This is a genomic window from Burkholderia sp. L-4 (assembly GCF_056856535.1).
Genome location: NZ_JBXEOX010000002.1, coordinates 2815985 through 2838297, shown reverse-complemented (window position 1 = coordinate 2838297; position 22313 = coordinate 2815985). Strand labels below are relative to the sequence as shown.

General features: G+C 69.6%; 23 protein-coding genes and 1 pseudogene. 12 read left to right on the top strand and 12 right to left on the bottom strand.

Going from position 1 to position 22313, the window contains the following annotated elements; translation table 11 throughout:
- Positions 1-98: 98 nt before the first annotated feature.
- Positions 99-233 carry an entericidin A/B family lipoprotein gene (locus AC1VVG_RS29675; protein WP_021158165.1) on the top strand — a complete coding sequence of 45 codons (135 nt, stop codon included), beginning with the start codon at positions 99-101 and terminating at the stop codon, positions 231-233.
- 97 nt (positions 234-330) lie between these two features.
- Here AC1VVG_RS29675 and AC1VVG_RS29670 read toward each other — a convergent pair whose 3' ends face one another.
- The 3 genes from AC1VVG_RS29670 to AC1VVG_RS29660 all read right to left on the bottom strand — a co-directional run bounded on the left by AC1VVG_RS29670 (position 331) and on the right by AC1VVG_RS29660 (position 2994).
- On the bottom strand, positions 331-879 hold the full coding sequence (locus AC1VVG_RS29670) for a hypothetical protein (RefSeq protein WP_049030176.1): 549 nt from the start codon (positions 877-879) through the stop codon (positions 331-333).
- Between the two features lie 186 nt (positions 880-1065).
- On the bottom strand, positions 1066-2019 hold the full coding sequence (locus AC1VVG_RS29665) for a DMT family transporter (RefSeq protein ID WP_482837090.1): 954 nt from the start codon (positions 2017-2019) through the stop codon (positions 1066-1068).
- 180 nt (positions 2020-2199) lie between these two features.
- The gene (locus tag AC1VVG_RS29660) at positions 2200-2994 is read right to left on the bottom strand and encodes an AraC family transcriptional regulator (protein ID WP_482837088.1); all 795 of its coding nucleotides are present in this window, start codon (positions 2992-2994) and stop codon (positions 2200-2202) included.
- 170 nt (positions 2995-3164) lie between these two features.
- Between AC1VVG_RS29660 and AC1VVG_RS29655 the strand changes: the two genes are divergently transcribed.
- A complete protein-coding gene (locus AC1VVG_RS29655) occupies positions 3165-3998 on the top strand; it encodes a molybdenum cofactor biosynthesis F family protein (protein ID WP_482837087.1) in 834 nt (277 codons plus the stop codon).
- Positions 3995-4804 carry an SDR family oxidoreductase gene (locus AC1VVG_RS29650; protein ID WP_124670303.1) on the top strand — a complete coding sequence of 270 codons (810 nt, stop codon included), beginning with the start codon at positions 3995-3997 and terminating at the stop codon, positions 4802-4804. The genes AC1VVG_RS29655 and AC1VVG_RS29650 overlap by 4 nt, the downstream gene beginning before the upstream one ends.
- Before the next feature lie 96 nt (positions 4805-4900).
- Here AC1VVG_RS29650 and AC1VVG_RS29645 read toward each other — a convergent pair whose 3' ends face one another.
- From AC1VVG_RS29645 to AC1VVG_RS29620, 6 genes and pseudogenes are all read right to left on the bottom strand, one after another.
- Positions 4901-5623 carry a dihydrodipicolinate reductase gene (locus AC1VVG_RS29645; RefSeq protein ID WP_482837086.1) on the bottom strand — a complete coding sequence of 241 codons (723 nt, stop codon included), beginning with the start codon at positions 5621-5623 and terminating at the stop codon, positions 4901-4903.
- Between the two features lie 151 nt (positions 5624-5774).
- Entirely contained in the window at positions 5775-6542 is a 768-nt protein-coding gene (locus AC1VVG_RS29640; RefSeq protein WP_482837084.1) for a DUF4410 domain-containing protein, read from the bottom strand.
- Between the two features lie 227 nt (positions 6543-6769).
- Complete coding sequence (locus AC1VVG_RS29635; RefSeq protein WP_482837083.1) at positions 6770-8116, bottom strand: ATP-binding protein; 1347 nt, start codon at positions 8114-8116, stop codon at positions 6770-6772.
- Positions 8116-8829, bottom strand: coding sequence for a response regulator (locus AC1VVG_RS29630; RefSeq protein ID WP_034189445.1), 714 nt, complete (start codon positions 8827-8829; stop codon positions 8116-8118). Before AC1VVG_RS29630 ends, AC1VVG_RS29635 begins: the two co-directional genes overlap by 1 nt.
- Positions 8830-8874: 45 nt before the next feature.
- Positions 8875-9180, bottom strand: coding sequence for an EF-hand domain-containing protein (locus tag AC1VVG_RS29625; RefSeq protein WP_226194096.1), 306 nt, complete (start codon positions 9178-9180; stop codon positions 8875-8877).
- Between the two features lie 91 nt (positions 9181-9271).
- Positions 9272-10292 (bottom strand): annotated as a pseudogene (locus AC1VVG_RS29620) (hypothetical protein).
- 640 nt (positions 10293-10932) lie between these two features.
- Here AC1VVG_RS29620 and AC1VVG_RS29615 point away from each other — a divergent pair.
- From AC1VVG_RS29615 to creD, 5 genes are all read left to right on the top strand, one after another.
- On the top strand, positions 10933-11841 hold the full coding sequence (locus tag AC1VVG_RS29615) for a sterol desaturase family protein (protein WP_049032528.1): 909 nt from the start codon (positions 10933-10935) through the stop codon (positions 11839-11841).
- Positions 11842-11897: 56 nt separating this feature from the next.
- Entirely contained in the window at positions 11898-12611 is a 714-nt protein-coding gene (locus tag AC1VVG_RS29610) for an SDR family NAD(P)-dependent oxidoreductase (protein ID WP_482837082.1), read from the top strand.
- 79 nt (positions 12612-12690) lie between these two features.
- The gene (creB, locus tag AC1VVG_RS29605) at positions 12691-13401 is read left to right on the top strand and encodes a two-component system response regulator CreB (RefSeq protein WP_034189447.1); all 711 of its coding nucleotides are present in this window, start codon (positions 12691-12693) and stop codon (positions 13399-13401) included.
- Positions 13402-13416: 15 nt separating this feature from the next.
- Positions 13417-14868 carry a two-component system sensor histidine kinase CreC gene (gene creC, locus AC1VVG_RS29600; protein WP_069706878.1) on the top strand — a complete coding sequence of 484 codons (1452 nt, stop codon included), beginning with the start codon at positions 13417-13419 and terminating at the stop codon, positions 14866-14868.
- Positions 14869-14971: 103 nt separating this feature from the next.
- Positions 14972-16357, top strand: a complete 1386-nt coding sequence (gene creD, locus AC1VVG_RS29595) for a cell envelope integrity protein CreD (RefSeq protein ID WP_482837080.1) — start codon at positions 14972-14974, stop codon at positions 16355-16357.
- 76 nt (positions 16358-16433) lie between these two features.
- Here the strand turns inward: creD and AC1VVG_RS29590 are convergent, their stop codons facing one another.
- Positions 16434-16856, bottom strand: coding sequence for a RidA family protein (locus tag AC1VVG_RS29590; RefSeq protein ID WP_034189450.1), 423 nt, complete (start codon positions 16854-16856; stop codon positions 16434-16436).
- A gap of 161 nt (positions 16857-17017) precedes the next feature.
- Here AC1VVG_RS29590 and AC1VVG_RS29585 point away from each other — a divergent pair, with 161 nt between their 5' ends.
- Positions 17018-17215: an oxidoreductase-like domain-containing protein gene (locus tag AC1VVG_RS29585; protein WP_482837079.1), complete on the top strand. Its 198-nt coding sequence runs from the start codon at positions 17018-17020 to the stop codon at positions 17213-17215.
- A 68-nt stretch (positions 17216-17283) separates the two neighbouring features.
- Here AC1VVG_RS29585 and AC1VVG_RS29580 read toward each other — a convergent pair whose 3' ends face one another.
- Positions 17284-18744, bottom strand: a complete 1461-nt coding sequence (locus tag AC1VVG_RS29580; RefSeq protein WP_482837078.1) for an MFS transporter — start codon at positions 18742-18744, stop codon at positions 17284-17286.
- A gap of 144 nt (positions 18745-18888) precedes the next feature.
- On the opposite strand from AC1VVG_RS29580, the gene AC1VVG_RS29575 reads away from it, so the two are divergent.
- Both AC1VVG_RS29575 and AC1VVG_RS29570 read left to right on the top strand, forming a co-directional pair.
- Entirely contained in the window at positions 18889-19761 is an 873-nt protein-coding gene (locus AC1VVG_RS29575; protein WP_482837077.1) for a LysR family transcriptional regulator, read from the top strand.
- A gap of 60 nt (positions 19762-19821) precedes the next feature.
- Entirely contained in the window at positions 19822-20142 is a 321-nt protein-coding gene (locus AC1VVG_RS29570; protein WP_482837075.1) for a DUF7660 family protein, read from the top strand.
- 31 nt (positions 20143-20173) lie between these two features.
- Here the strand turns inward: AC1VVG_RS29570 and AC1VVG_RS29565 are convergent, their stop codons facing one another.
- Positions 20174-21076 carry a LysR family transcriptional regulator gene (locus AC1VVG_RS29565; protein WP_482837074.1) on the bottom strand — a complete coding sequence of 301 codons (903 nt, stop codon included), beginning with the start codon at positions 21074-21076 and terminating at the stop codon, positions 20174-20176.
- 98 nt (positions 21077-21174) lie between these two features.
- Between AC1VVG_RS29565 and AC1VVG_RS29560 the strand changes: the two genes are divergently transcribed.
- The gene (locus AC1VVG_RS29560; RefSeq protein WP_482837072.1) at positions 21175-22155 is read left to right on the top strand and encodes an NAD-dependent epimerase/dehydratase family protein; all 981 of its coding nucleotides are present in this window, start codon (positions 21175-21177) and stop codon (positions 22153-22155) included.
- Positions 22156-22313 lie beyond the last annotated feature (158 nt).

Here is a 22313-nt window from a genome sequence, read left to right as displayed (position 1 = left end):
CCGTATAATCAGGTCAGGCCCCGTGTCCGGCATCCTGTCGTGCGCCGGGCCACACACGATTCGCCCGGTCGGGCTTGTTGATTCGAAGGAGAATGAGAATGACGCGTACGATTGCTGCAATGCTGCTGGTGGTGACCGCCGCGCTCGCCGGATGCAATACGGTCGCCGGCGTGGGCCAGGACATTTCGAAGGGTGGTCAGGCGATCAGCGATACGGCCGAAAAGGCCAAGTAAGGCGACCGGTTCCGGAATGCAGAAGGCGCCGGGCCGTCCCGCGATTGCGGGGCGGCCCGGCGCCTTTTTTGTGTCTGGCGTCGGCGCGGGTGCGGCGTCAGGCGTGTTCGACGAACGCGTAGCGGCCTTCGACCTTTCGCGGCGTGAACCAGCCGTAGTCGGGGAACATCCGGTTGCGCACGTACCACACGTAGCCCACCAGCAGAGCCGTGATCAAGAGGCTGGGCAGCGCGGTCGACGGGTCGCGTCCGAGCTCGGCGATGGTCTTCGGCAACTGCAGCAGCGACAGCAGGATGAACGCGTGATAGGCGCCGACGCGATTCGTCGCAAAACCCCAGATGAACAGCAGCGACAGCGGCACGGTCAACGCGAGGAACACGAGCACGAGGACATTGCCGGCGCCGCTTGCGAAGAAGTAATACGCGAGCATGAGGCTGATCGCCAGCTGGGCGATACCGAGCGCGACCAGGATCCGGATGTGCACCTTGTTCTTGCGGCAGCGCTCGGGGTCGGGGCGCGACGCGATCAGGTGCGCGAGCACGCGATCCTTGAGCCCCTGTCCTGACAGTTCGGCCAGTGCGTCGGCCTTCCTCGTTCCCGCGGAGAGCAGCACCGCGATTCTTGTTTTGGCTTCCTTCCTGTTCATTGCTGGGCGGATTGTCGTTCGGTGGTTGTCAAAGGTTCCGGCCACGCGAATATTGCATCTTGCGAGGTGGCGCGCAATCGATTTGCGGCCCGCGGACACATTCCTACAGTTGCCGGAGCGTGCGGGAGATGGGCCATATGACGACGGGAAGCGGCCGCCGTTGCCGTCTCCCGCGATGGGCGCGGGTCAGTCGGCGGCGGCTCGCGCGGTGGTGGGCGCGGGGCTCGCGGGCTTCGCATCGCGCGTGTCTGCGCGGCGCTCGCGCCGCCGAGTGGCACCGACGAGCATGCCTGCGACGACGAGCGCGATGCCGGCGACTCGCGTGCCGGTCAGCGTTTCACCGAACAGCGCGACCGCGAACAGCACGGCCGAGACCGGCGCGACCGCCGTGAAGAGCGCGGCCTCGGTGCCGCTGGTGCGGGCCGAGCCGGCGTACCAGCACAGGTAGCCGAGCACGGTCGGTACCAGCGCGTAGTAGGCGATCGCCGATACCGCGCCGACGGTCCAGCCATGCGCGGCCGCGCGCCATTCGAATGCCGCCGGCACGAGCGCGAGCACGAAGCCGAGGCCCGTCATCGCGGTGGACAGCGCGAGCGGCGTCAGCGGCGCGGCCAGCCGCCGGTTGAGCAGGATGAAGACGGCTTCGCACGCGACGGCGGCCAGCACCAGCGCGTCGCCGGCAAGCGTCTGGAACGACGGCATCGCGTGGCCCGGTGCGAACGTGACGAACAGCACGCCGGCCGTGGCGAGCGCGGCGGCCACCCAGTCGCGCGGCGTCTGCCGCTCGCGCAGCACGACGGCCGCGATCAGCGTGGACATGGCCGGCAGCGTACCGAGCATCACGCCCGCGTCGAGCGGCGACGACAACTTCGTGCCGCTGATCAGCAGCACCGTATAGCCGACGCCGCCCGCCGCGGCCTGAATGACGAGCAGGACGGCGTCGCGCGCGGAAAGGCGGGGCCAGCGCATGCGCTGCGCGCGCATCAGCGCGAACAGCAGCGGCGTCGCGATCAGGAAACGCAGTGCCGTGGCCGCGAACGGCGGCAGGCCGCCGGCCGCGAGACGGCTCGCGATGACGGTGCTGCCGACGCCCGCCATCGCGGCGGCGAGATAGAGATAGCCGATCAGTCGTGTTTTCATGCGCCGCATCGTCGCGTACGGCGGCTATGTGCGTCTTGAATGAAATTGCAGCGACGGAGGCCTGATTGCGGTGTGCTGCTTGCGTGCGCCGGCGATCCGCGGACCACCGGTGACCGTCGTGCGGGCGACTGCCTTCAAATGCGGTGCGACTGGGCCCGGCGCATCAAGAGGGCGCTCGCGTCAAACCGCCTGTGCGAACCGCCCGGGCGTGATTCCGAACTGGCGCGCGAATGCGCGCGTCAGGTGGCTCTGGTCGGCAAAACCGGCTTCGGCCGCGGCATCGGCGATCGGCATTCCGCTGGCGAGCAGCGCGCGCGCCAGCCGGGCGCGCGACTGGATCAGGTAGGCATGCGGCGTGATGCCGAGCTCGCGTGCGAAGCCGCGCAGCAGCTGGAAGCGGCTCACCCCGCTCAGGCCGGCCAGTTCGGCGAGCGAAACGGGCGCGGCCGGCGCCGCGTCGAGCCGCTCGCGGGCCACGCGGACCGCCGGTGCGACGCCGGCCGCCGGCAGCGTGCGGTTCGCATGCCGGGCGAGCAGCCCGGCGACGAGCATCACGAGCGCCTCGTCGCGGGAGATCGACTCGGATGCGCCGGCGACGATGCGAGCATGCAGCCGGCCGACGGCGGCCGCGAGCCGCGCGTCGCGCACGGCCGGGTGCGCCAGCTCGACGCCGCCGAGGCCTTCTTCCGCCGCGACGCCCGCCACCAGCGCGGGTGCGAGGTACAGCATCCGCCAGCGCCGGCCCGTGCCGGCATCGATCGGCGATCCGTCGTGCATTTCGCCCGGGTTGACCATGATCGCGTCGCCGGCCAGCGCGTCGACCTGCCCGCGGCCGCTCCACGACCGGTGCGCGCCGCTGACGATCACGCCGACTCCGAATTCGTCGTGCGCGTGACGCGGAAACGCGCGGTCGGATTCGAGGCTGATCGCCTCGATGCCTTCGCCGGTGCGTCGGTAGTGGGTGACACGGTGCATGTGCGCTCCTCGCGCCGGTCGCGGCGCGGATCACGTGCACTTTAGCGCGTTCCGGCGCCGCGCGCCCTTCATCCTTTTGGCGGATACCGCGCGGCATGCGCAGCCCGCACCATGTGCATATCGGCAGCGTACACGGCCCGTCGGGCCTGAAGCTGCGCGGGAGACGGCAGGTGGAACGACAGGATCCGGTATTCATTCAGGTTGGTGCGCTCGCGGACGGCTTCGCGCCGGAAGCGAACATCCTCGCGTCCGTCGACGCGCTCGCCGGGCGCACGCTTGTGCTCGGTGATGCAGCGGGCGCATGGCGCGTCTATTCGTTCGAGCGGGGCGCGCTGCAGTGGCGCGACGCGGCGACCGACACGGGCGGCCGCGAACCGTGCCGCGTGACGCGGCTGCGCGACGGGCTGTACTTCGTCGACTACATCGACACGGCTGCCCGCGCGACGTCGGTCAGTCTCGTGATCGATCTCGACCAGGGCGTATGGACGTCGGTCGTCGGCGTGCTGCCGACCGAAGCCGACACGCGCATCGACGCCTTCACGCGCGTCGCGCGCGGGTTGCCGCTGACGGGCGTCGACGCGGCATTCCGGCACGGCACGCTCGGCGGCCACGCGCAGCCGGGGCCGCTGCACGCGCCCACGCGCGAGTTGATCGGCAAGCGCACGATGTACCGTTACAGCCCGACCGAATGCTACGAGCACATCTACCTGAACGAGAACTTCTACGCGTGGCAGTGCCTGCAGGGCGTCGAAGGCGGGCTGGCCGATGTCGACCGCTGTCACTACTTCAGGATCGCCGACGAGCTGTATCTGTTCGTGTGGCGCGAAAAGGTGGTGCCGACGCTTGGCGTCGTCCTGATCGATCTCGCGCAGCGCAAGACCGACGGCAAGATCTTCGGCTATCAGGGCGGCGATTTCGGGTCGCTGTCGAACTTCCAGATCGGCGCGTACGCGCAGGTGCTGAACGAAACCGTGCACCCGCTCGGCGGCGAGGCGCAGCGATGAATGCGGTGCCGGGCAGCGGCCGCCTGCGCGCGGATTTCAGCGGGCGCGTCGTGCTCGTCACGGGCGCCGCGCAGGGGATCGGCGCGGCGATCGCACGCCGTTTCGCGGAGTCCGATGCGTTCGTCGCCGTCGCCGACCTGAACGGCGACGCGGCTGCCGCGCAGGCCGAAGCGCTGGCCCGCGCGGGCGGCGACGCGCGGGCGTACCGGGTCGACGCAGCCAGCCGGGACGAACTGGGCGCGCTCGTCGCGGCAGTCGAGCGCGACGGCGGCCGGCTCGATGTCGTCGTTCACAACGCCGCGTATTTTCCGCTGACGCCGTTCACGCACATCGACGAGCCGACGCTCGCGCGCACGCTGTCGGTCAACCTGTCGGCGCTGTTCTGGCTCGCGCAGGCCGCGTTGCCGGCGTTCGAGCGTGCGGGGGCGGGCCGGCTGCTCGTCACGTCGTCGGTGACGGGGCCGCGCGTCGCCTATCCGGGGCTCGCGCATTACGCGGCGTCGAAGGCCGGCGTGAACGGCTTCATTCGCGCGGCGGCGCTGGAGCTTGCGCGTCGCAACGTGACGGTGAACGGCGTCGAGCCGGGAATGATCCGTACCCCGGCGGCCGGCAATCTCGGCGACGCGTCGGTCACGGCGCAGATCGCACGCGATATCCCGCTCGCGCGGATGGGCGAGCCGGAGGACATCGCGAACGCGATGCTGTTTCTCGCATCGGCCGACGCGGCGTACATCACGGGGCAGACGATCGTCGTCGACGGCGGGGCGACCTTGCCGGAAAGCGGTGCGGTGCTGGGAGACGCCTGACGGCGGGCGCGAACCGCCGCAAGCCGCCACGGCGGGAAGGCCGCGGCCGGCATGTCGTGGCGGGCGGCGTCACCGCCGGCCCGCCTGTCGCCGTGACTACAGCCAGCCGTTGCGGATGAATTCGACGATCGAATACCGGCGGTTCTCGAGATCATGTTGCCGGACGGCTTCGACGATGCGCGATACGCCGTCCGCGTAAGGGGTCGCGCCGTACACACGCGATTCGAGCCGCAGGCTGCATGCACCGTCGTCGATGTGTATCCGGTGCACCGCATGGCGGCCGAGCTGATCGTCGGGGATGCCGAATTCGCCGCGCTGCACGTCCGGGTCGCGCACGGAGCGGATGTCCTCCGCCGGCACGCCGAGCGACTGGGCGATGCCGACGGCCGTGCCGGGGACGGACGTCTTGGCGGCCTGATGCGACTCGGTCAGGCTGATCTCGCAACCGCGAAACAGGTGGCCGCTGGTTTCCAGCATGCTCATGAACTTGAGCATCAGGATGTTCGTGTTCGGACAGAGCACGACCGGAAAATCGTGCGACGCGGTTTCGAGGTCGGAGCCGGTGGACAACTCGATGAGCGGCGACACGGTGGCGCGGCAGAACGCGATCGCGGCGGGGAGTTCGCGGCCGGAACCGGCGTGCACGACGATCGATCGGGCGTCGGTACGTCGGGCGTCGCTACGTCGGGCGTCGGTACCTCGGGCGTCGGTTCGCGTGCTGTCCGCCCAGGGCAGCACGCGACAGATTGCCGGGTCGAGCGTGTGCGCATCGAGCAGTTCGTGGGCCAGCTTGCCGGTTCCTACGACGATTACTTGCATGGACTTGACGGGTTGGGATTCGGGATTCGGGCCGCGGTCGACGCGGGCCGGCGGGTGGCCCGGTACGGCGGCGCGGCGCGCTGGCCTCGCGCATTATGCCCGGCCGTCCGCCTCCGTGCCGGCCGGGCCGTGCGCGAGACGTCGCGGCGCGTCAGCTTGCCGACGTGGTCGGCAGCCATGCATTCGCCGCATTCTGCGCGGCGAGTTGCTTCGCGATCGAACGCGCGAGGCGGTCCGTATCGGAAGCCACCGTGTCGTGCTTCGCTTCCGACGCGCCATGCAGGCCGGCGCCGACTGCCGCCGACGTCGCGAGCCGGCCGGCCACCGCGCCCACCCCGGCGGTTTCGACCATGCCGGGCAGGTGGCCGCTGTTCGCGCTGGCCGAGAACGTGCCGAGCGGCTGCGCGATGCCGTGCGCCGGCTGAAACAGCACGGTGACCGATGCGCCCACTTCGCTCTTGCCCGCGCCGAACCCGATCAGGACGCGGCGGCGACGGTTGCCGGCGTCGATCGTGTCGAACCGGCCTTCGATCACCAGCGCGTCGCGGCCGTCGGGTACCGGGCCGCGCAGCGCGGGCATGCCCTGCGCCCGGAGTTCACGCACGAGCGCATCGGCGAGTTGATCGCGGGTCTTCAGTGCGCGCTGCTGGCGCTGTGCGTCGGCGGACGAACCGGTGGCGAGCGTCGCGAGCGTGTGGATCATTCCTCCGTCGACCTGGACGTCGGTGGTGCCCACGTCGAACTCGGAGACGTAGACGACCTCGGCATGAACCCGCGGCAGCGTGCGGGCTGCCGGCACGGCGGCCGTGGTCGTGGTTGCGGTCGATGCGCAACCGGTCATCGCGAGCGTGCCGGCAATCAGCGCGACGCGGGTCAGATGTTTGGCATGGGCGGCAAATGCGCGAAGGGAAGGGGGCATGTCGATCTCCGTGGTCTGGATGAAGGTGCCGATACCATCGCGGCATTCAGGAACGCGAACGATCGGAAGCTGGGCGTGATCGCTGGCGAGGGAGAGGGTTCATGCCGCTGCGCAATACGCAGGCGCAAGTATGCTCAGGTCGGGTGTCGCGCGCCACGCAGGAATTATGTCGGCGCATGTCACGCGCCGGCGCGCGACATGCGCCGCGCAGTCGGGCTGTCAGGTCGTCACGCCGACAGCGGCGGCCGGGCCGGCGCAGGCGGATCGAGCGGCAGCGCGACGACGGCCTCCAGGCCGCCGCCATCGCGGTCGCGAAACGTCAGCGAACCGCCGTGCAGGCGGGCGATCCGTTCGACGATCGCAAGGCCGAGCCCCGTGCCGCCGGCATGGCCGCGCGCGTTCGCGCCGCGGCTGAACGGTGCCTTCAGCCGTTCGAGTTCGGCGGCGCCGACGCCGTTGCCGCGATCGCTGACGACCGCATACGCGATGCCGTGCTCGGTCCAGGTCCGTACGCCGAGGCCCGTGCGACCGTAGACGACCGCGTTCTGCATCAGGTTCATCAGCAGCCGCATCAGGCCGATCGGGCGGAACGCAAACGCGGGCACGTCGCCTTCGTCGAATTCGAATGCGTGTCCGAGCCCCGCGAAATCCGCGACGAGCTGGCCGATCAGCGCATTCAGGTCGCCGGTTTGCGGGGTCTCGCGCTCGCCGCTGCCGGCGTAATCCATGAATTGTTGCAGGATCGTATCGATCTGGTCGAGGTAGTGCTCGGTCGATGCGGTGAGCGAGTCGTGCGTGCCGCGCGGCAGCGCCATCGCGATCGCCAGGCGCAATTTCGTGAGCGGCGTGCGGATGTCGTGCGACACGCCGGCCAGCATCAGCGAGCGGGTTGCGTCCGCCTGTTGCAGCGCATCGGCCATCCTGTTGAACGCACGGCTCACGTCGGCGATTTCGGTCGGGCCGTCGGTGGGCAGCGGCGGCGGGCGTTCGCCCGCGCTGACTCGCTGGGCCGCGCGCGCCAGCGCGTCGAGCGGCCGGTTCAGGTGGAGCTGGATCAGGTAGCCGGTCAGCGCCGCGAGCAGCGCCAGCGCGACCGACAGCACGAGGGCCGTCGTGATGCCGCTCGCCTGTGCATCGGCGGCCATCGGCAGCGGCACCCACACCGGCGAGCCGGCGGCATGGAGCCGGATCCACAGGCGTTCGTCGTCGCCCGACTGCCAGCGCGCCGGCAGGTCGGACGGCAGGTGGCGTTCGAGCGCCTGCATGAACACGTCGCGCTGCCAGGTGCGGAAGAAGGCCGCGAGGTCCGGCGCATGCGGCGGTGCCGCAGGCGGCGGCGAGGCCCGCCCGCCGAGGTGCACGACGAGCGTGCGGCCCGCGTCGGGCGGCATGCCGGCGAGTGCCCGGTCGAGCAACTGCACGTAGTCGGAAAAGATGATCGACGCGCGCTCGATACGCGGACGCTGCACGTAGTGCAGCAGCACGCCGAGCGAACAGACGAGCGACAGCGCGACGAGCGCGACCAGCAGCGCGATGTTGCGCGCGAGCAGCGAGCGCGGCAGCGGGATGCGCATCACGATTCGACGCCGGCCACCAGCATGTAGCCGATGCCCCAGACCGTCTTGATGAAGCGCGGCTTGCCGGGATCGTCCTCGACGATCTGGCGCAGCCTCAGGATCTGCACGTCGACGCTGCGGTCGAGTGCGGCGTGGTCGCGGCCGCGCGCGCGGGCGAGCAGGTTTTCGCGGCTCACCGCTCGGTTCGGCGACGAACCGAGCGCATGCAACAGCAGCATCTGCGCCGAATGGATCTCGACGGGCACGCCGTCGCGCATCAGGGTTTGCTGGCCGACGTCGAACGTAAACGCGCCGAAACGCAAGCGCTGCGACGTGACCGTCGGTTCGCCGGCCGCCATTCTCTGCCGTCGCAACAGCGCACGGATGCGGGCCACGAGTTCGTCGGGGAGAAACGGTTTGGCCAGGTAATCGTCGGCACCCGTCTCCAGGCCGACGACCTTGTCCGCGGCGTCGCCTTTCGCGGTGAGCATCAGGATCGGCAGCGTCTGGCCTTCGGCGCGCAGGCGTCGGCACACGCTCAGGCCGTCCTCGGGTTCCATCATCAGGTCGAGCACGAGCAGGTCGTACGGTTCGCGCTGCAGCAGGCGGTCGAGCCGCTTGCCGTCGGCCACCGCGCGCACCTGGAAGCCGTGGCCGGTCAGGAAGCGTTGCAGCATGTTGCGCAACTCGGCTTCGTCGTCGAGCACGACGATCCTGCAAGGCTGTTCCATTGGCTGCCTCCCGGTGCGTACTGCGGGGCCGGACGCGCGCCGCGATCAGCGGGCCGCCATGCGCTGGCGCATGAAGCCGGCGAGCTGCGAGAGCGTGACGTAGCCGTTGTGCTGCACGTCGATCTCGTCGAAATGCTGCGCGACCATCGGCATGCCCGCGGCGGCCTGCTCGCGGGTGAGCTTGCCGTCGTGCGTCGTGTTCGCGCTGGCGAAACGGGTCTGCAACTGCATCAGCGCATGTTCGGCGCGCAGGCCGCCAGCCGCCGCACCCGGCGGCACCTGCTGGGCCGACGCTGCTGCAGAAACGATACACAAAACGACGGCGGCAATCATCTTCTTGATGGACTTCATGGGGTTTCTCCTTGCGTGGCCGACGGGTCTGCGCCGGCCGGGTGGTTGATGAAACGGAGTCGGGTGGAATGCGAAACGGGCTTCGGCGGAATTACGCCCAGTGCGCGGGGACCCAGACGCGGCCGGCCCAGTGCGCGGGCACCCAGATGACGGCGCGCGGCGGGTGAGCGACATAGACGGCGCGCGGGGCGGCGTACACGGCCCGGGGCAGCGGCGGCGCGAGGTACAGGACCTTCGGCGGCGGCGGTGCGACGTAGATGACGCGTGGCGCGGCGGCGACCACGACGGCCTTCGGTGGCGCGACATGCACGACTTTCGGTGGGGGCGGCGGCGTGACGATGACGGCAGCCGGTGCGGGCGACCGCACCGGCTGCCGGTGGCGCGGCCACGATCACGGCGGCCGGCGGGGGCGGCGCGACAGGCACCGGTACCGGCGCCGTCCCGCCTGCCACGACGACCGTACCGCCTGCCGCCGTGCCGCCGTGGATCACCGTCGTGCCGCCGGTCGACACCGTGCCGCCGTGGACGATCGTCGAGCCGCCCGACGTCGTTACGACACCCGGCGCCACGCGCGTCGCGCTGCCGGAATGGGTGACGCTCCCGCCGTCGGTGCCGGTCACGGTGCCCGAGCGCGAGCAGGTCGAACCCGCGCAGTTCGTCGATGCGGCGTGGCTGGCCGTGTTGCCGCCCGAACCCGTGATCGTGCCGCTCGACGTGTACTGCCCCGGGCCGTTGCGCGTCACGCTGCCGGACGTCGACGCGCTGCGGCCGTCCGAACCCGTCAGCGAACCGGTGTGCGAGCAGGTGCCGTCCGCGCAGCTCGTGTCGCCGCCGTGCTCGACCGAGCGCCCGTTCGGGCCGACGGCCGTGCCGCTGTTCGAGAACTGGCCGGGCGCGGTGCGCGTGACGGTGCCCGTATTGGTGGCGCCGCCGCCGGGGCCGATCACGCCGCCGGCATGCGAGCAGCTGCCGCCGCCGCACGAGCCGGCATGCGCGCCGCTGTAGGTGCCGCGCGGCGTGTAGGCGGTGCCGTGGCCGGACCAGCCGGCGAAGGCCGGCGCGCTGGCGAGTGTGACGAGGGCGGCGGCGGTGACGAGGAAGCGGTTTTTCATCGGGTGTCCTTGCGGTTCGTTGCGGTGCACGCGGTGGCGTGGCGACGGGACGAACTTTAGGACGGCGACGCGCATCCGTCGCGTCATGAAAGATGTCGCGGTGTTACACGCGGCGCGGTGTTTTTCGGTACGACGAATGCGTGCGTCGGCCGCGTCGATCGCGGGCGTGCCGCACCAGGCAACGGATCACGGCGATGCAGTCACGAGCGGGGAGGTTTGACGGCAGGGGGCGGCGCATCCAATTCACGGCGCGCAAACGTGTCGCGGTGACATGCGGCGACATATTTGCCGACCGGTTCATGCATGCACCGCGCCGATCCACATATGTCGTCCAGTCGCTGCCGATTCCATCGAACACCTGTTGCACACGCCGCCGGCCGGCTCAACCGCGACATACCACGACATACCACGACATATTTTTCGCCGGACACGCACGCGTTCGCCTTCCGCCGGCCCGATCTCCAGTCCACACGCGTCCGCGACCGCTGCCGGCCGCGCGAACCCACTTCATCGCGACATACGGCGACATATTTCCTGCGTGGCCTTTCCGTTCCTTGCCCCCTACAGTGCGTTCCATTCGACGCGACAGCGGCATGTGCTGCCCATGACGCGTCCGACTCAACCGAAGGAAAGGCCCATCATGCTCACCACCACCGGAAAGCTCGCGTACATCGTCACGCTCTTCATCGTTGCCGTCTCGCTCGTCGAGGCGGCCGTGCTCACCTGGCGCCGCAGCCGCCAGCCCGAACCGTTCGACTGGAACGAGGTGTGGCTGTCGCTTGCCGATCTCGCGGGCCGCAAGCTGCTCGCGCTCGTGCCGCTGTCGCTCGCCACGCCCGTGTTCGATCTGGCATGGGCGCACCGGCTCTTCACGATCCCGCTCCATAGCGTCGCGCTCGCGCTGCTCGTGTTCGTCGGCCAGGAATTCTGCTACTACTGGTATCACCGCGCGTCGCACCGCGTGCGCTTCTTCTGGTCGACGCATGCGGTGCATCATTCGCCGAACCAGTTGACGCTGTCGTCCGCGTTCCGCCTCGGCTGGACCGGCAAGATCGCCGGCGCCGCGATGTTCTTCACGCCGCTCGTGTGGCTCGGCGTGCGTCCCGAAGCGGTGCTCGCGATCCTGTCGTTCAACCTGATGTACCAGTTCTGGCTGCACAACACGTGGATGCCGAAGCTCGGCTGGCTTGAATACGTGTTCAACACGCCGTCCGCGCATCGCGTGCACCATGCGTCGAACCTCGATTACCTCGATGCGAACTACGGCGGCGTGCTGATCGTGTTCGACCGGCTGTTCGGCACCTATGTCGCCGAGCGCGACGACGAACCGTGCCGCTACGGCCTCGTCACGCCGACGCGTTCGCGCAATCCGTTCGTCGTCGAGCTCGAGCACTGGGCGAGCCTGGCACGCGACGTCGCGACGGCCCGCGACGTGTGGACCGCGTTCCGTTTCGTGGTGCTGCCGCCGGGCTGGCGGCCGGGCAACCAGGGCGAAACGACGGAGGAGCTGCGCCGCCGCAGCCTCGTCGCCGTGCGCACGGATGCGTGAACGGCGCTACGCTGTCGGATCTTCGTCAATCACCCTCGATCCAGGAGAACGCATCGATGGAACACGACCTGAAAGGCAAGGCAGTCGCGATCACCGGCGGATTCGGCCATCTGGGCGTCGCGACAGCCGCATGGCTCGGCGCGCGCGGCGCACGCGTCGCGCTGATCGGCCGCGGCGCGGCCCCCGGTGCACCGGCGCTGCCCGGCGTGCCGGCCGATGCATTGCGCATCGGCGGCATCGATCTCGTCGATCCACAGGCGGCCGCGCGGGCACTCGAGTCGGTCAACCGCGAATTCGGCCGGGTCGACGCGCTGCTGAACATCGCGGGCGCATTCGTGTGGCAGACGATCGCCGACGGCGATGCCGCCACGTGGGACCGCATGTACGAACTGAACGTGAAGACGGCGCTGAACGCATCGAAAGCCGCGCTGCCGTACCTGCTGGCGAGCCCGGCCGGCCGTGTCGTCAACATCGGCGCGGGCGCGGCCTTCAAGGCGGGCGCGGGCATGGGTCCGTATGCGGCCGCGAAGGCCGGCGTCGCGTGCCTCACCGAGGCGCTGGCGGCCGAGCTGCTCGACCGCGGCGTGACGGTGAACGCCCTCCTGCCGAGCATCATCGATACGCCGCCGAACCGCGCGGACATGCCCGACGCGGATTTCACGCGCTGGGTGCGGCCGGAACAGATCGCGGCGACGATCGGGTTCCTGCTGTCGGCCGACGCGCAGGCGATCACCGGCGCATCGATTCCGGTGAGCGGCCGCGTGGCGTAGCGCACCGGCCGGGAAGGGGCTCGCGCGGCCGGTCGTGCGTACAATGTCGCACCGGATTGCGCGACCCAGACCCGAGACCATGAATCAGCCCAATATCCTGATCGTCGAAGACGAAACGGCGATCGCGGACACGATCGTCTACGCCCTCGGCACCGACGGCATGCAGACCGTCCACTGCACGCTCGGACAGGCGGCGCTCGACCATCTGCGCGACACGCGCTTCGATCTCGTGGTGCTCGACGTCGGCCTGCCGGACCTCAGCGGCTTCGAAGTGTGCCGGCGGCTGCGCACGTTTACCGACATTCCGGTGATTTTCCTGACCGCGCGGCACGACGAGATCGATCGGATCGTCGGGCTCGAGATCGGCGCCGACGATTACGTGATCAAGCCGTTCTCGCCGCGCGAGCTGGCGGCGCGGGTACGTGTGATCCTGCGCCGCTTCCATCGGACGGCCGCGCCGGAACCGGCGCCCGGGCCCGCGGCGGCGCCGGCGGAACCGACCGCGCCGGGTTTCACGCTCGACACCGACGGCGCGCGCGTATCGTGGCTCGGCCACGCGCTGGACCTCACGCGTTATGAATTCGGCCTGCTGGCGCTGCTGGTCCGGCATCCAGGGCGCATCTACTCGCGGGAACAGCTGATGGACCTCGTGTGGCACGAGGCATTCGACTCCGCCGATCGCACGGTCGACACGCACATCAAGACACTGCGCGCCAAGCTGCGCGCGATCGATCCCGAGCGCGACCCGATCCGCACGCATCGCGGCATGGGTTATTCGCTGCAACCGTAACGACCGGCACCGCCCATGCATATCGGCCTGCGCATCTTCTTCGGTTTTTTCCTGATCGTCGGTCTCGCCGCGCTGATCACGCTGCGCGTGTTCGTGCAGGAGGTGAAGCCCGGCGTGCGCGAGGCGATGGAGGACACGCTCGTCGATACCGCGCAGGTACTCGCGGCGCTGGCCGCCGACGACCTGGCGAACGGGCACATCGCCGACGGCGCGTTCGCGCGTCAGCTCGGCAAGCTGCACGAGCGTCCGGTGAGCGCGAACGTGTGGGGCATCCAGAAGAACGCAATCGGCTACCGCCTCTACGTCACCGACGCGCACGGCATCGTGCGCTACGACTCGTCCGGCAGCGCGGTCGGCCAGGACTATTCGCGCTGGAACGACGTGTACCGGACGCTGCGCGGCGAATACGGCGCGCGCAGCACGCGCAGCGATCCGAACGACGACGGCAGCACCGTGATGCACGTCGCGGCGCCGATCCGGCGCGGGAACGAGATCATCGGCGTGCTGACGATCGCGAAGCCGAACCAGACGGTCGCGCCGTTCATCGCGCGCAGCCAGCGCAAGATCATGCTGTACGGCGCGTTGCTGATGGGCGGCGCGATCCTGATCGGCGTGGCGTGCACGTGGTGGCTGGTGCTCGGGCTGCGGCGCCTGCAGCGCTATGCGCGCGCGATCGCGGCCGGCGAGCGCGCGGCGATGCCGCTGCAGGGCGCGAACGAGCTGGCCGAGCTGGGGCGCGCGGTGGAAAGCATGCATCGGCGGCTGGAGGACCGGCAGTACGTCGAAACCTACATCCACACACTCACGCACGAGATGAAAAGCCCGCTGGCCGCGATCAGCGGCGCGGCCGAACTGCTGCAGGAAGACATGCCGGTCGCGAACCGCCGGCGCTTCACCGAGAACATCCGCCGCCAAGCCGGCCGCCTCGAACAGATGATCCGCAAGCTGCTCGCGCTGGCCGAGGTCGAGCAGCAGCAGCGCCTGTCGGTGCGCGAACCGGTTGCGCTGCGGTCGGTGCTCGACCAGCTCGTCGACGATATCGAGCCGCGCGCGCGGCAGCGCGGCGTGAGCTTGCGGATCGACGCGAACGAGGCGGCCGATCCGGCGGTCGTCGAAGGCGATCCGTTCCTGCTGCGGCAGGCGCTCGGCAACCTGCTCGACAATGCACTGGATTTCGCGCCACGGGGCAGCACGATCCGGATCGCGCTCGAACGGCGGGCGGCGGGCAGGGCGCACGTCTCGGTCGTGCGCGTCGACGACGACGGCCCCGGCGTGCCCGACTACGCGCTGTCGCGCGTGTTCGAGCGCTTCTATTCGCTGCCGCGCCCCGACGGGCAGGATCGCAGCACGGGCCTCGGGCTGTGTTTCGTCCGCGAGGTCGCGATGCTGCACCGCGGCCAGGTTGCGCTCGCGAACCGCGACGAAGGCGGCGCGTGCGCGACGCTCACGCTGCCGTCGGCCGGCTGAACGCACTTCACGTTCGCCACACATTCGCTTCACACCGGCTTCAATCGCCCTTCACCGGGGCCGCTCATGCTGACCGCATCTTCCACTACGGTGTCGGTCGGCAATGAATCGAGTCCTGTTGTTCAAATCCATGATCACCGCGTTGCTCGCGCTGGCGATCCTGATCCCGCTGCAGATGGTCCAGAGCATCGTGCGGGAACGCGCCGAGTATCGCGAGAGCGCCTTGCAGAGCATCTGGGCGAGCTATGCGGGCCCGCAGACGGTGACGGGGCCGGTGCTCGTCGTGCGTTACACGGAAGTCACGCGCGTGCGCGACAGCGCGCCGCCGCGCGGCGCGCCGAAGACGAGCCTCCGAAGCGAGACGAAACGCATGCTCGTGTTTCCGAAGACGCTGAACGTCGACGGTGCGCTCGACATCAAGGTCCGTTATCGCGGCATCCACAAGGCGCTCGTGTACGACCTGGCGAGCCGGATGACGGGCACGCTCGCGCTGCCGGACCTGAAGAAGCTGCCGCAGGCGGACGGCCACGTGAGCTTCGCGATCGACGACGCGTATGTCGCGCTCGGCATCGGGGACATTCGCGGGCTGAAGGCGCAGCCCGACCTGCGCATCGGCGGCGAGCGGCTCGAGATCGAGCAGGGCACGCGGCTGGAGAGCCTGCACCAGGGCGTGCATGCGAGCGTCGATCTCGCGGTGCTCGCGAAAGCGGGGGCGGTCGTGCCGTTCAGCATCGACCTGCCGCTGGTCGGCGCGGAATCGGTCGCGTTCGCGCCGGTGGCCGACCAGAACGATTTCTCGCTGAAGTCGAAGTGGCCGCATCCGAGCTTCGGCGGCGCGTTCCTGCCGGGCGAGCGCACGATCGATGCAAACGGCTTCACCAGCAACTGGCACGTGACGTCGTTCAACACGAAGGCGCGCGAGCAGGTCGCGTCGGGCAACGGCAACGGCGAGGGCGCGATCGAGATGGCGTCGGTGTCGGTGATCGAGCCCGTGAACGTCTATCTGCAGGCCGAGCGCGCGACGAAGTACGGTGCGTTGTTCGTGATGCTCACGTTCGCGAGCTTCTTCATGTACGAGCTCGTGAAGCGGCTGCGCATTCACCCGATCCAGTACACGCTGGTCGGCTTGTCGCTCGCGCTGTTCTTCCTGCTGCTGTTGAGCCTGTCCGAGCACATCGCGTTCGGCTATGCGTATCTCGCGGCGAGCAGCGCATGCATCGGGCTGCTCGGCTTCTACCTGTCGTTCGTGCTGCATAGCGTGAAACGCGGCGCGACGTTCGCGGTGCTGCTCGCGATGCTGTACGCGGCGCTCTACGGGCTGCTGTTGTCGGAAGACAATGCGCTGATGCTCGGTTCGCTGCTGCTGTTCGCGATCCTCGCCGGCATCATGACGCTCACGCGCCGCGTCGACTGGTATTCGCTCGGTGCCGCGTGGCAGCCGCTGGCCGACAAGCCGGGGGCCGCGAAGACCGGCGGGCCGGCGAAGTAAGCGGGCGGGTGGCGAGCAGGCGCGCGCCGGGCGGGAATGCCGCGCCGGCGCGCGATCCCACGCGGGCCGATGCCCGTCACACGGCCGTCTCCGGGCGACGAAACCGCGCCGCCGGAATCTCGGCGATGGCCGCGATCTCGATCAGCAGGTCGGGATGGTAGAGACGCTCGACCTGGACGGTCGTCGTCACCGGATAAGGTGCGGCGAAGTACGTGTTGCGGATGTCGCCGGCCTGCATGAATGCCTCGATGTCGGTGGCGTAATGGACGAGCGAGATCACGTCGCGCATTTGCCCGCCCAGCGCGGCCAGCACATCGCGGACGTTGTCGAGTGTCCGGCGAACCTGGGCGCGCATGTCGCCGGCACCGACTACCTGCCCGTCGCGGTCGAGCGCGACTTGCCCTTTCAGATGCACGATCCGGCCGTCGCCCTGGATCACGGCCATCGAGAACGCGCCGAACGGCGCCCAGACTTCCGGTGGATTCACGGCTTCGGCCATCGCGCGGCTCCTGTTGGGGGAAATGGGGCGAACGCAGCGGAGTGCCGCGGTCGGCAGTCGCGCCGTGACGGATGCGTTGATCGTCGATCCGCCAGGCTTGCCGAAAGCGGCGGCGGCCCGGATCGCCCTATACTGACCGTTCCACATCACCGGAACACGCCGTGCCGAATCAAGCTTCAGAGGATCCGTTCGTCGACGATCCCCGTCCGACCCCGCCCATCCAGCCCGAACTGGAAGACTGCTGCAACAGCGGCTGCTCGCCGTGCGTCTTCGACCTGTATGACGAGGCGCTTGCGCAGTATCGCATCGACCTGGCCGAATGGGAGGCGCGACAAGCGCAGCGCAAGCAACCGCATTGAACCGGGGGCGCCGGGGGGGGGCTGCTCCCGGCCCGGTCGGCCTGCGGGCGAGTCCGTCTCGCTCCCGTTCACGCGCCGGCGTGCAGCCGGCGATGCAGCGGCCCGAGCGCCGTCGACAAGGCGATGCACGCCAGCAACACGACCGTCAGCGTGAACATCGACGTCCTGAATCCCTGCACGTAATCGACCGCGGCCGGATGGCTGCCGAGCCGGGCGAAGAACATGCCGCCGATCGTCGCGGCACCGACGGCCGCGCCGATCTGCAGCATCGCGCTGACCATCCCGGACGCGACGCCCGCGCGGGCCGCGTCGACTTCCGCGAGCACGATCCGTACGACCGACGGCAACACGAGCCCTTGTCCGATCCCGATCGCCGCGATGCCGGCATAGAAGCCGGGCCCCGGCGCGCCTTCGCTCGCGAGCGCGGCAGCGGTCGTGACGCCGGCCGTGAGCATCACGAAGCCGAGCGTGAGTACGCGATGGCCGCCGAACCTGCCGACGAGGCGCGGCATCAGCAGCGGACTGGCGAGGAAGCCGAGCCCGAGCGGCAGGATCGCGAACCCGGACGCGAGCGGCGACCAGTTCAGGCAGCCCTGCAGATAGATCCCGTAACTCAGGAAAAACGCGCTCAGCATGTAGAACAGGAACGCGAGCAGGAGCCCGAGCGCGACGACCGGGTTGCGGAACAGGCGCACGTCGAGCAGCGGATCGCGGCCGCCGGCGAGCCGGCGCGATTCGACGGCCAGCAGCGCGCCGAGCATCGGCAGCGCGCCGACGAGGCACGCGATCATCCACAGCGGCCAGCCGGCCTCGCGGCCGTGCGTGAGCGGGTACACGAGCATCAGCAGGAACAGCGACATCAGCACCGTGCCGGGCACGTCGATGCGCTGGCCGCGCGGCGGCCGGTTCTCCGGAATGAAGCGCCAGCTGCCGATCAGCGCAAGGATGCCGATCGGTAGATTGACGAGGAAGATCGCGCGCCAGCCGAGCCCGAACGGATGCAGGCTGATCAACGCGCCGCCGCCGAGCTGGCCGATCACGGCCGCGAGGCCGAACGCGAACCCGTAGAAGCCCATCACGCGCACCTGTTCCTGCGGGCTGAACACGCTGCGGATCGTCGCGAGCACCTGCGGCGCGAGGATCGCGGCAAACAGGCCCTGCAGCACGCGGCCGCCGACGAGCACGGTGCCGTTGCCGGCGAGCCCGCACAGCGTCGACGCGAGCACGAAGCCGGCCATGCCGGTCATGAACATGCGCTTGCGGCCGTACAGGTCGCCGAGGCGGCCGCCCGTGATCTGGACGACCGCGCTCGCGCATGCATACGCGGACACGACGAGCTGCAGTTCGGCGGGGCGCGCGCCGATGCCGTCGCGGATGGCCGGTAACGCAAGATTCACGATGAAGTAGTCAAGCGGCGGCAGAATGGCGCCGACCAGCAGGACCACGAGCGCCCAGCCGTGATGGCTGCGCGGCGTCGCCGCGGCGGCCGCGCCGGCCGGCGCGCAAGGAGCAAGGGTGGGGTTCGTCATGGCAGCAGGGTCCAAAAAATGAGGGCCGTATGTGCAGGCGACGCACGCAGGCCGTTGACCCCGTATTCTGGCGATCGCCTATGGTTCGGAAAAGCGGGAAAGAGTGGTAGCATCCATCGGGTTATTCGATGGATGGAGAGGGCGATGCGCGGTTTCGACCTGGATCAGTTGCGCACTTTCGCGGCGGTCGCGGACGCCGGCAGCCTGTCGGCTGCCGCGCCGGTGCTGCACCTGTCGCAGTCGACGGTCAGCGAGCAGGTGCGCAAGCTCGAATCGCGCGCCGGCGTGCCGTTGTTCGTGCGCAGCAAGCGCGGCGTCGAGCCGACGCCGGCCGGCACGCGGCTGCTGCAGCACGCCCGGCGGATCGTCGCGTTGAACGAGGCCGCGTTCGACGAGCTGCGCGGGCAGGCGATCAAGGGCGAGCTGCGCGTCGCGATCACCGACTACTACCGTACGAATGAAGTGGCGGGGATGCTGGCACGGCTGCGCGAGTGCTATCCGCAGTTGAGCCTGCACGTGAGCGCGATGAAGAGCGTGGACATCGAGGCCGCGCACGCGCGCGGGCAGATCGATCTCGGCGTCGTGATGAACCTGTCGAGCGGGCCGTTCCGGCCGGCGTCGGCCGATGCGCGCTGGGTGTTGCGGCGCGAGCCGCTGTCGTGGGTCGCGTCGCCCGCGCTCGCCGAGCAGTTGCCCGAGCCGCTGCCCCTCGTGCTGCTGCCGGACGACTGCATGATGCATCAGGTCGCCGTGCGCTCGCTCGACGAGCAGCACACGCCGTACGTGCTGGTGCACAGCGCATCGGGGGTCGCGGGGCTGCAGTCGATGCTCGCGGCCGGGCTCGGGGTCGGCTGCCTGTGCGCTTCGGCGATCGGCGACGGCCTGATGCGGCTCGGCACGAAATTCCGCTTGCCGCCGCTGCCCGACGCGGTGTTTTCGCTGACGCCGCCGATGCCGGGCGAACGCGAGACCGTCACCCAGGCGCGCGAAGTGCTGTCGCGCCAGCTGCTGATGTAAAACCTTGCCGCGCGACACGCGGCGGCGCGTATCCGAGAGGCGCGCCAGGGGACCACAGGCATGAACGACGATCTGAAGAACCAGATGGCCGAAAGGCTGCAGGATGCGCTGGAGCGCGTGGTCGACGAGCGCTCGCTGATCCACTTCCTGCGCGTGCTCGGCCATGACTGGCACAAGGAGCGGCAGCTCGAGGCCGACATGCCGCCGTCACCGTACGCGCATGGCGCGCTCGGCTGGGAAAACCGCTCGATCGGCGAGTACCTGGAGGCGATGGTCGACTGGGCCGAGGCGTCGGAGGAAGGGCTGCGGTTCTACGACGTGCCCGAGAACCCGTGGCGTCGTCTCGCGGACATCCTGTTCGCCGGAAAAAGCTACGAATAGCGCGGCCCGCGCGATTCACGCCAGCCGCCGTCTACTCGGCGGTTTCGCCATCGACATAAGCACGCAACCCGTTGGCGAGCGCGTCGAACACGGCACGGCAGCGCGGGCTCGTCCGCAGGTCCTCGTGCATCACGACCCAGGTTTCCAGCCGCATCGCGAGTGCGTCCGGCAGCACGCGCACGATCCGGGCGTCGCGTTTCGCGAGCGCCGACTGGCAGAAGCCGATTCCGTAGCCGGCGCGGATCATCGCGAGTTGCGCGAGGTTGCTGTCGGTGCGCAGCGCGAACGCGTCGCGTTTCCATGACGGCATCCCGCGCCCCGCCGAACGGATGAACGGCGTGACCGTATCGAAGCCGATCAGCGCATGATGCGCGAGTGCATCGATCGTCGCGGGTGTCCCGTTGTGCGCGAGGTAGTCGTCGCGGGCATACAGCCCGACCTCGATTTCGCCGATGCGCCGCGCGACGAGCGCCTCCTGCGCGGGCGGCGCCATCCGCACCGCGATGTCGGCCTCGCGCTTCAGCACGTCCTGGATGCGGTCGGTCGGCACCAGTTCGATCACAAGCCCCGGATGCTCGCGCCGCAACCGCGCGAGCATCGGCGGCAGCACCTCGACGGCGATCACGTCGCTGGCCGAGATCCGCACGATGCCGCGCACGCCCGCGCCGTGGCTCGCGGCCGCGCGCTCGAACGCGGCCGCCGCGCTGCGCAGCGCTTCGGCGTGGCCGCGCAGCGCAAGCGCCGCCTCGGTCGGCAGCAGGCCCGACGGCGAGCGCGTGAACAGCGTCTGGCCGAACGCGGCTTCGAGCGCCGCGACGTGGCGGCCGGCGGTCGGCTGCGTGATGCCGAGCGCGCGCGCCGCGCCGGAAAGCGAGCCCTCCGTCAGCACGGCGAGAAAGGTCCGGTAGCGTTCCCAGTTCAGATCGACGGTCATACATAAATGTATAGCTGATCTTCGAGGTTAGGCAATTTATTGTTAGTCGCCGGCACGCCAGAATGCGTCTCACGATGGTTCATTCAAGGAGAGCGGCGATGACGACGGATACAGGCATGGCGCACCGGCAGGCACTCGTGCTCGGTGCGAGCGGCGGGATTGGCGGGGAAGTCGCGCGGCAGTTGCGCGATGCAGGCTGGCACGTGCGTGCGCTCAAGCGCGGGCTCGATGCCGAGGTCGTGGAGCGCGACGGCATCGTGTGGATGCGCGGCGATGCGCTGGATCGCGACGCGGTGGTCCGTGCCGCACGCGGCTGCAGCGTAATCGTGCATGCGGTGAATCCGCCCGGATACCGGAACTGGCCGACCCAGGTGCTGCCGATGATCGACAACACGATCGCGGCGGCGACGGGGGCGCGGGCGACCGTCGTGCTGCCCGGGACCGTCTACAACTATGGCGCGGATGCGTTCCCGCTGCTGCGGGAGGATGCGCCGCAGCATCCGGCGACCCGCAAGGGCGCGATCCGCGTCGAGATGGAGCGGCGGCTGCAGGACGCGACCGCGCGGGGCGTGCGCACGATCATCGTGCGGGCGGGCGATTTCTTCGGGGCAAGCGCCCGCAACAACTGGTTCTCGCAGGGGCTGATCAAGCCCGGACGGCCCGTCGCGACCGTCAATGTACCGGGGCGGCAGGGCGTCGGCCATCAGTGGTCGTACCTGCCGGACGCCGCCCGCGCGATGGTCGAACTGATCGAACGGCGCGATGCGCTGGAGCCGTTCGCGCGTTTTCATCTGGGCGGGCACTGGGATGCGGACGGCACGCAGATGGCGCAGGCCGTGCAGCGCGTCGCGCAACGGCACGGGGCGCGCCCGGTGGTGCGGCGCTTTCCGTGGTGGCTCGTGTGGGCGGCGGCGCCGTTCGTCACGACGCTGCGCGAGATGCTGGAGATGCGTTACCTGTGGCGCGAGCCGCTGCGGATGGACAACGCGCGCGTCACCGCGGTGCTCGGCCGCGAGCCGGTGACGCCGCTCGATACGGCGGTGGAGGCGACGCTGGCGGGGCTGGGGTGTCTCAAGTGAGCCTGGGCCCTTGCGACGGGCTTCGCCCGGGCACGGGAAAGCGCCGTCGCGCATTGAAGCACCCGCGGGACAACAATTCTCCACATACCCGCGCACGTCCGATGCGCATCATGTCGGTGATACCGATCATGCGAAAACGGGGGCGCGATGTGGCAATT

Coding starts and splice junctions, on each gene's coding strand:
- AC1VVG_RS29675 (WP_021158165.1), top strand. CDS start 99: ATGACGCGTACGATTGCTGCAATGCTGCTGGTGGTGACCGCCGCGCTC.
- AC1VVG_RS29670 (WP_049030176.1), bottom strand. CDS start 879: ATGAACAGGAAGGAAGCCAAAACAAGAATCGCGGTGCTGCTCTCCGCG.
- AC1VVG_RS29665 (WP_482837090.1), bottom strand. CDS start 2,019: ATGAAAACACGACTGATCGGCTATCTCTATCTCGCCGCCGCGATGGCG.
- AC1VVG_RS29660 (WP_482837088.1), bottom strand. CDS start 2,994: ATGCACCGTGTCACCCACTACCGACGCACCGGCGAAGGCATCGAGGCG.
- AC1VVG_RS29650 (WP_124670303.1), top strand. CDS start 3,995: ATGAATGCGGTGCCGGGCAGCGGCCGCCTGCGCGCGGATTTCAGCGGG.
- AC1VVG_RS29645 (WP_482837086.1), bottom strand. CDS start 5,623: ATGCAAGTAATCGTCGTAGGAACCGGCAAGCTGGCCCACGAACTGCTC.
- AC1VVG_RS29640 (WP_482837084.1), bottom strand. CDS start 6,542: ATGCCCCCTTCCCTTCGCGCATTTGCCGCCCATGCCAAACATCTGACC.
- AC1VVG_RS29635 (WP_482837083.1), bottom strand. CDS start 8,116: ATGCGCATCCCGCTGCCGCGCTCGCTGCTCGCGCGCAACATCGCGCTG.
- AC1VVG_RS29630 (WP_034189445.1), bottom strand. CDS start 8,829: ATGGAACAGCCTTGCAGGATCGTCGTGCTCGACGACGAAGCCGAGTTG.
- AC1VVG_RS29625 (WP_226194096.1), bottom strand. CDS start 9,180: ATGAAGTCCATCAAGAAGATGATTGCCGCCGTCGTTTTGTGTATCGTT.
- AC1VVG_RS29615 (WP_049032528.1), top strand. CDS start 10,933: ATGCTCACCACCACCGGAAAGCTCGCGTACATCGTCACGCTCTTCATC.
- AC1VVG_RS29610 (WP_482837082.1), top strand. CDS start 11,898: ATGGAACACGACCTGAAAGGCAAGGCAGTCGCGATCACCGGCGGATTC.
- creB (WP_034189447.1), top strand. CDS start 12,691: ATGAATCAGCCCAATATCCTGATCGTCGAAGACGAAACGGCGATCGCG.
- creC (WP_069706878.1), top strand. CDS start 13,417: ATGCATATCGGCCTGCGCATCTTCTTCGGTTTTTTCCTGATCGTCGGT.
- creD (WP_482837080.1), top strand. CDS start 14,972: ATGAATCGAGTCCTGTTGTTCAAATCCATGATCACCGCGTTGCTCGCG.
- AC1VVG_RS29590 (WP_034189450.1), bottom strand. CDS start 16,856: ATGGCCGAAGCCGTGAATCCACCGGAAGTCTGGGCGCCGTTCGGCGCG.
- AC1VVG_RS29580 (WP_482837078.1), bottom strand. CDS start 18,744: ATGACGAACCCCACCCTTGCTCCTTGCGCGCCGGCCGGCGCGGCCGCC.
- AC1VVG_RS29575 (WP_482837077.1), top strand. CDS start 18,889: ATGCGCGGTTTCGACCTGGATCAGTTGCGCACTTTCGCGGCGGTCGCG.
- AC1VVG_RS29570 (WP_482837075.1), top strand. CDS start 19,822: ATGAACGACGATCTGAAGAACCAGATGGCCGAAAGGCTGCAGGATGCG.
- AC1VVG_RS29565 (WP_482837074.1), bottom strand. CDS start 21,076: ATGACCGTCGATCTGAACTGGGAACGCTACCGGACCTTTCTCGCCGTG.
- AC1VVG_RS29560 (WP_482837072.1), top strand. CDS start 21,175: ATGACGACGGATACAGGCATGGCGCACCGGCAGGCACTCGTGCTCGGT.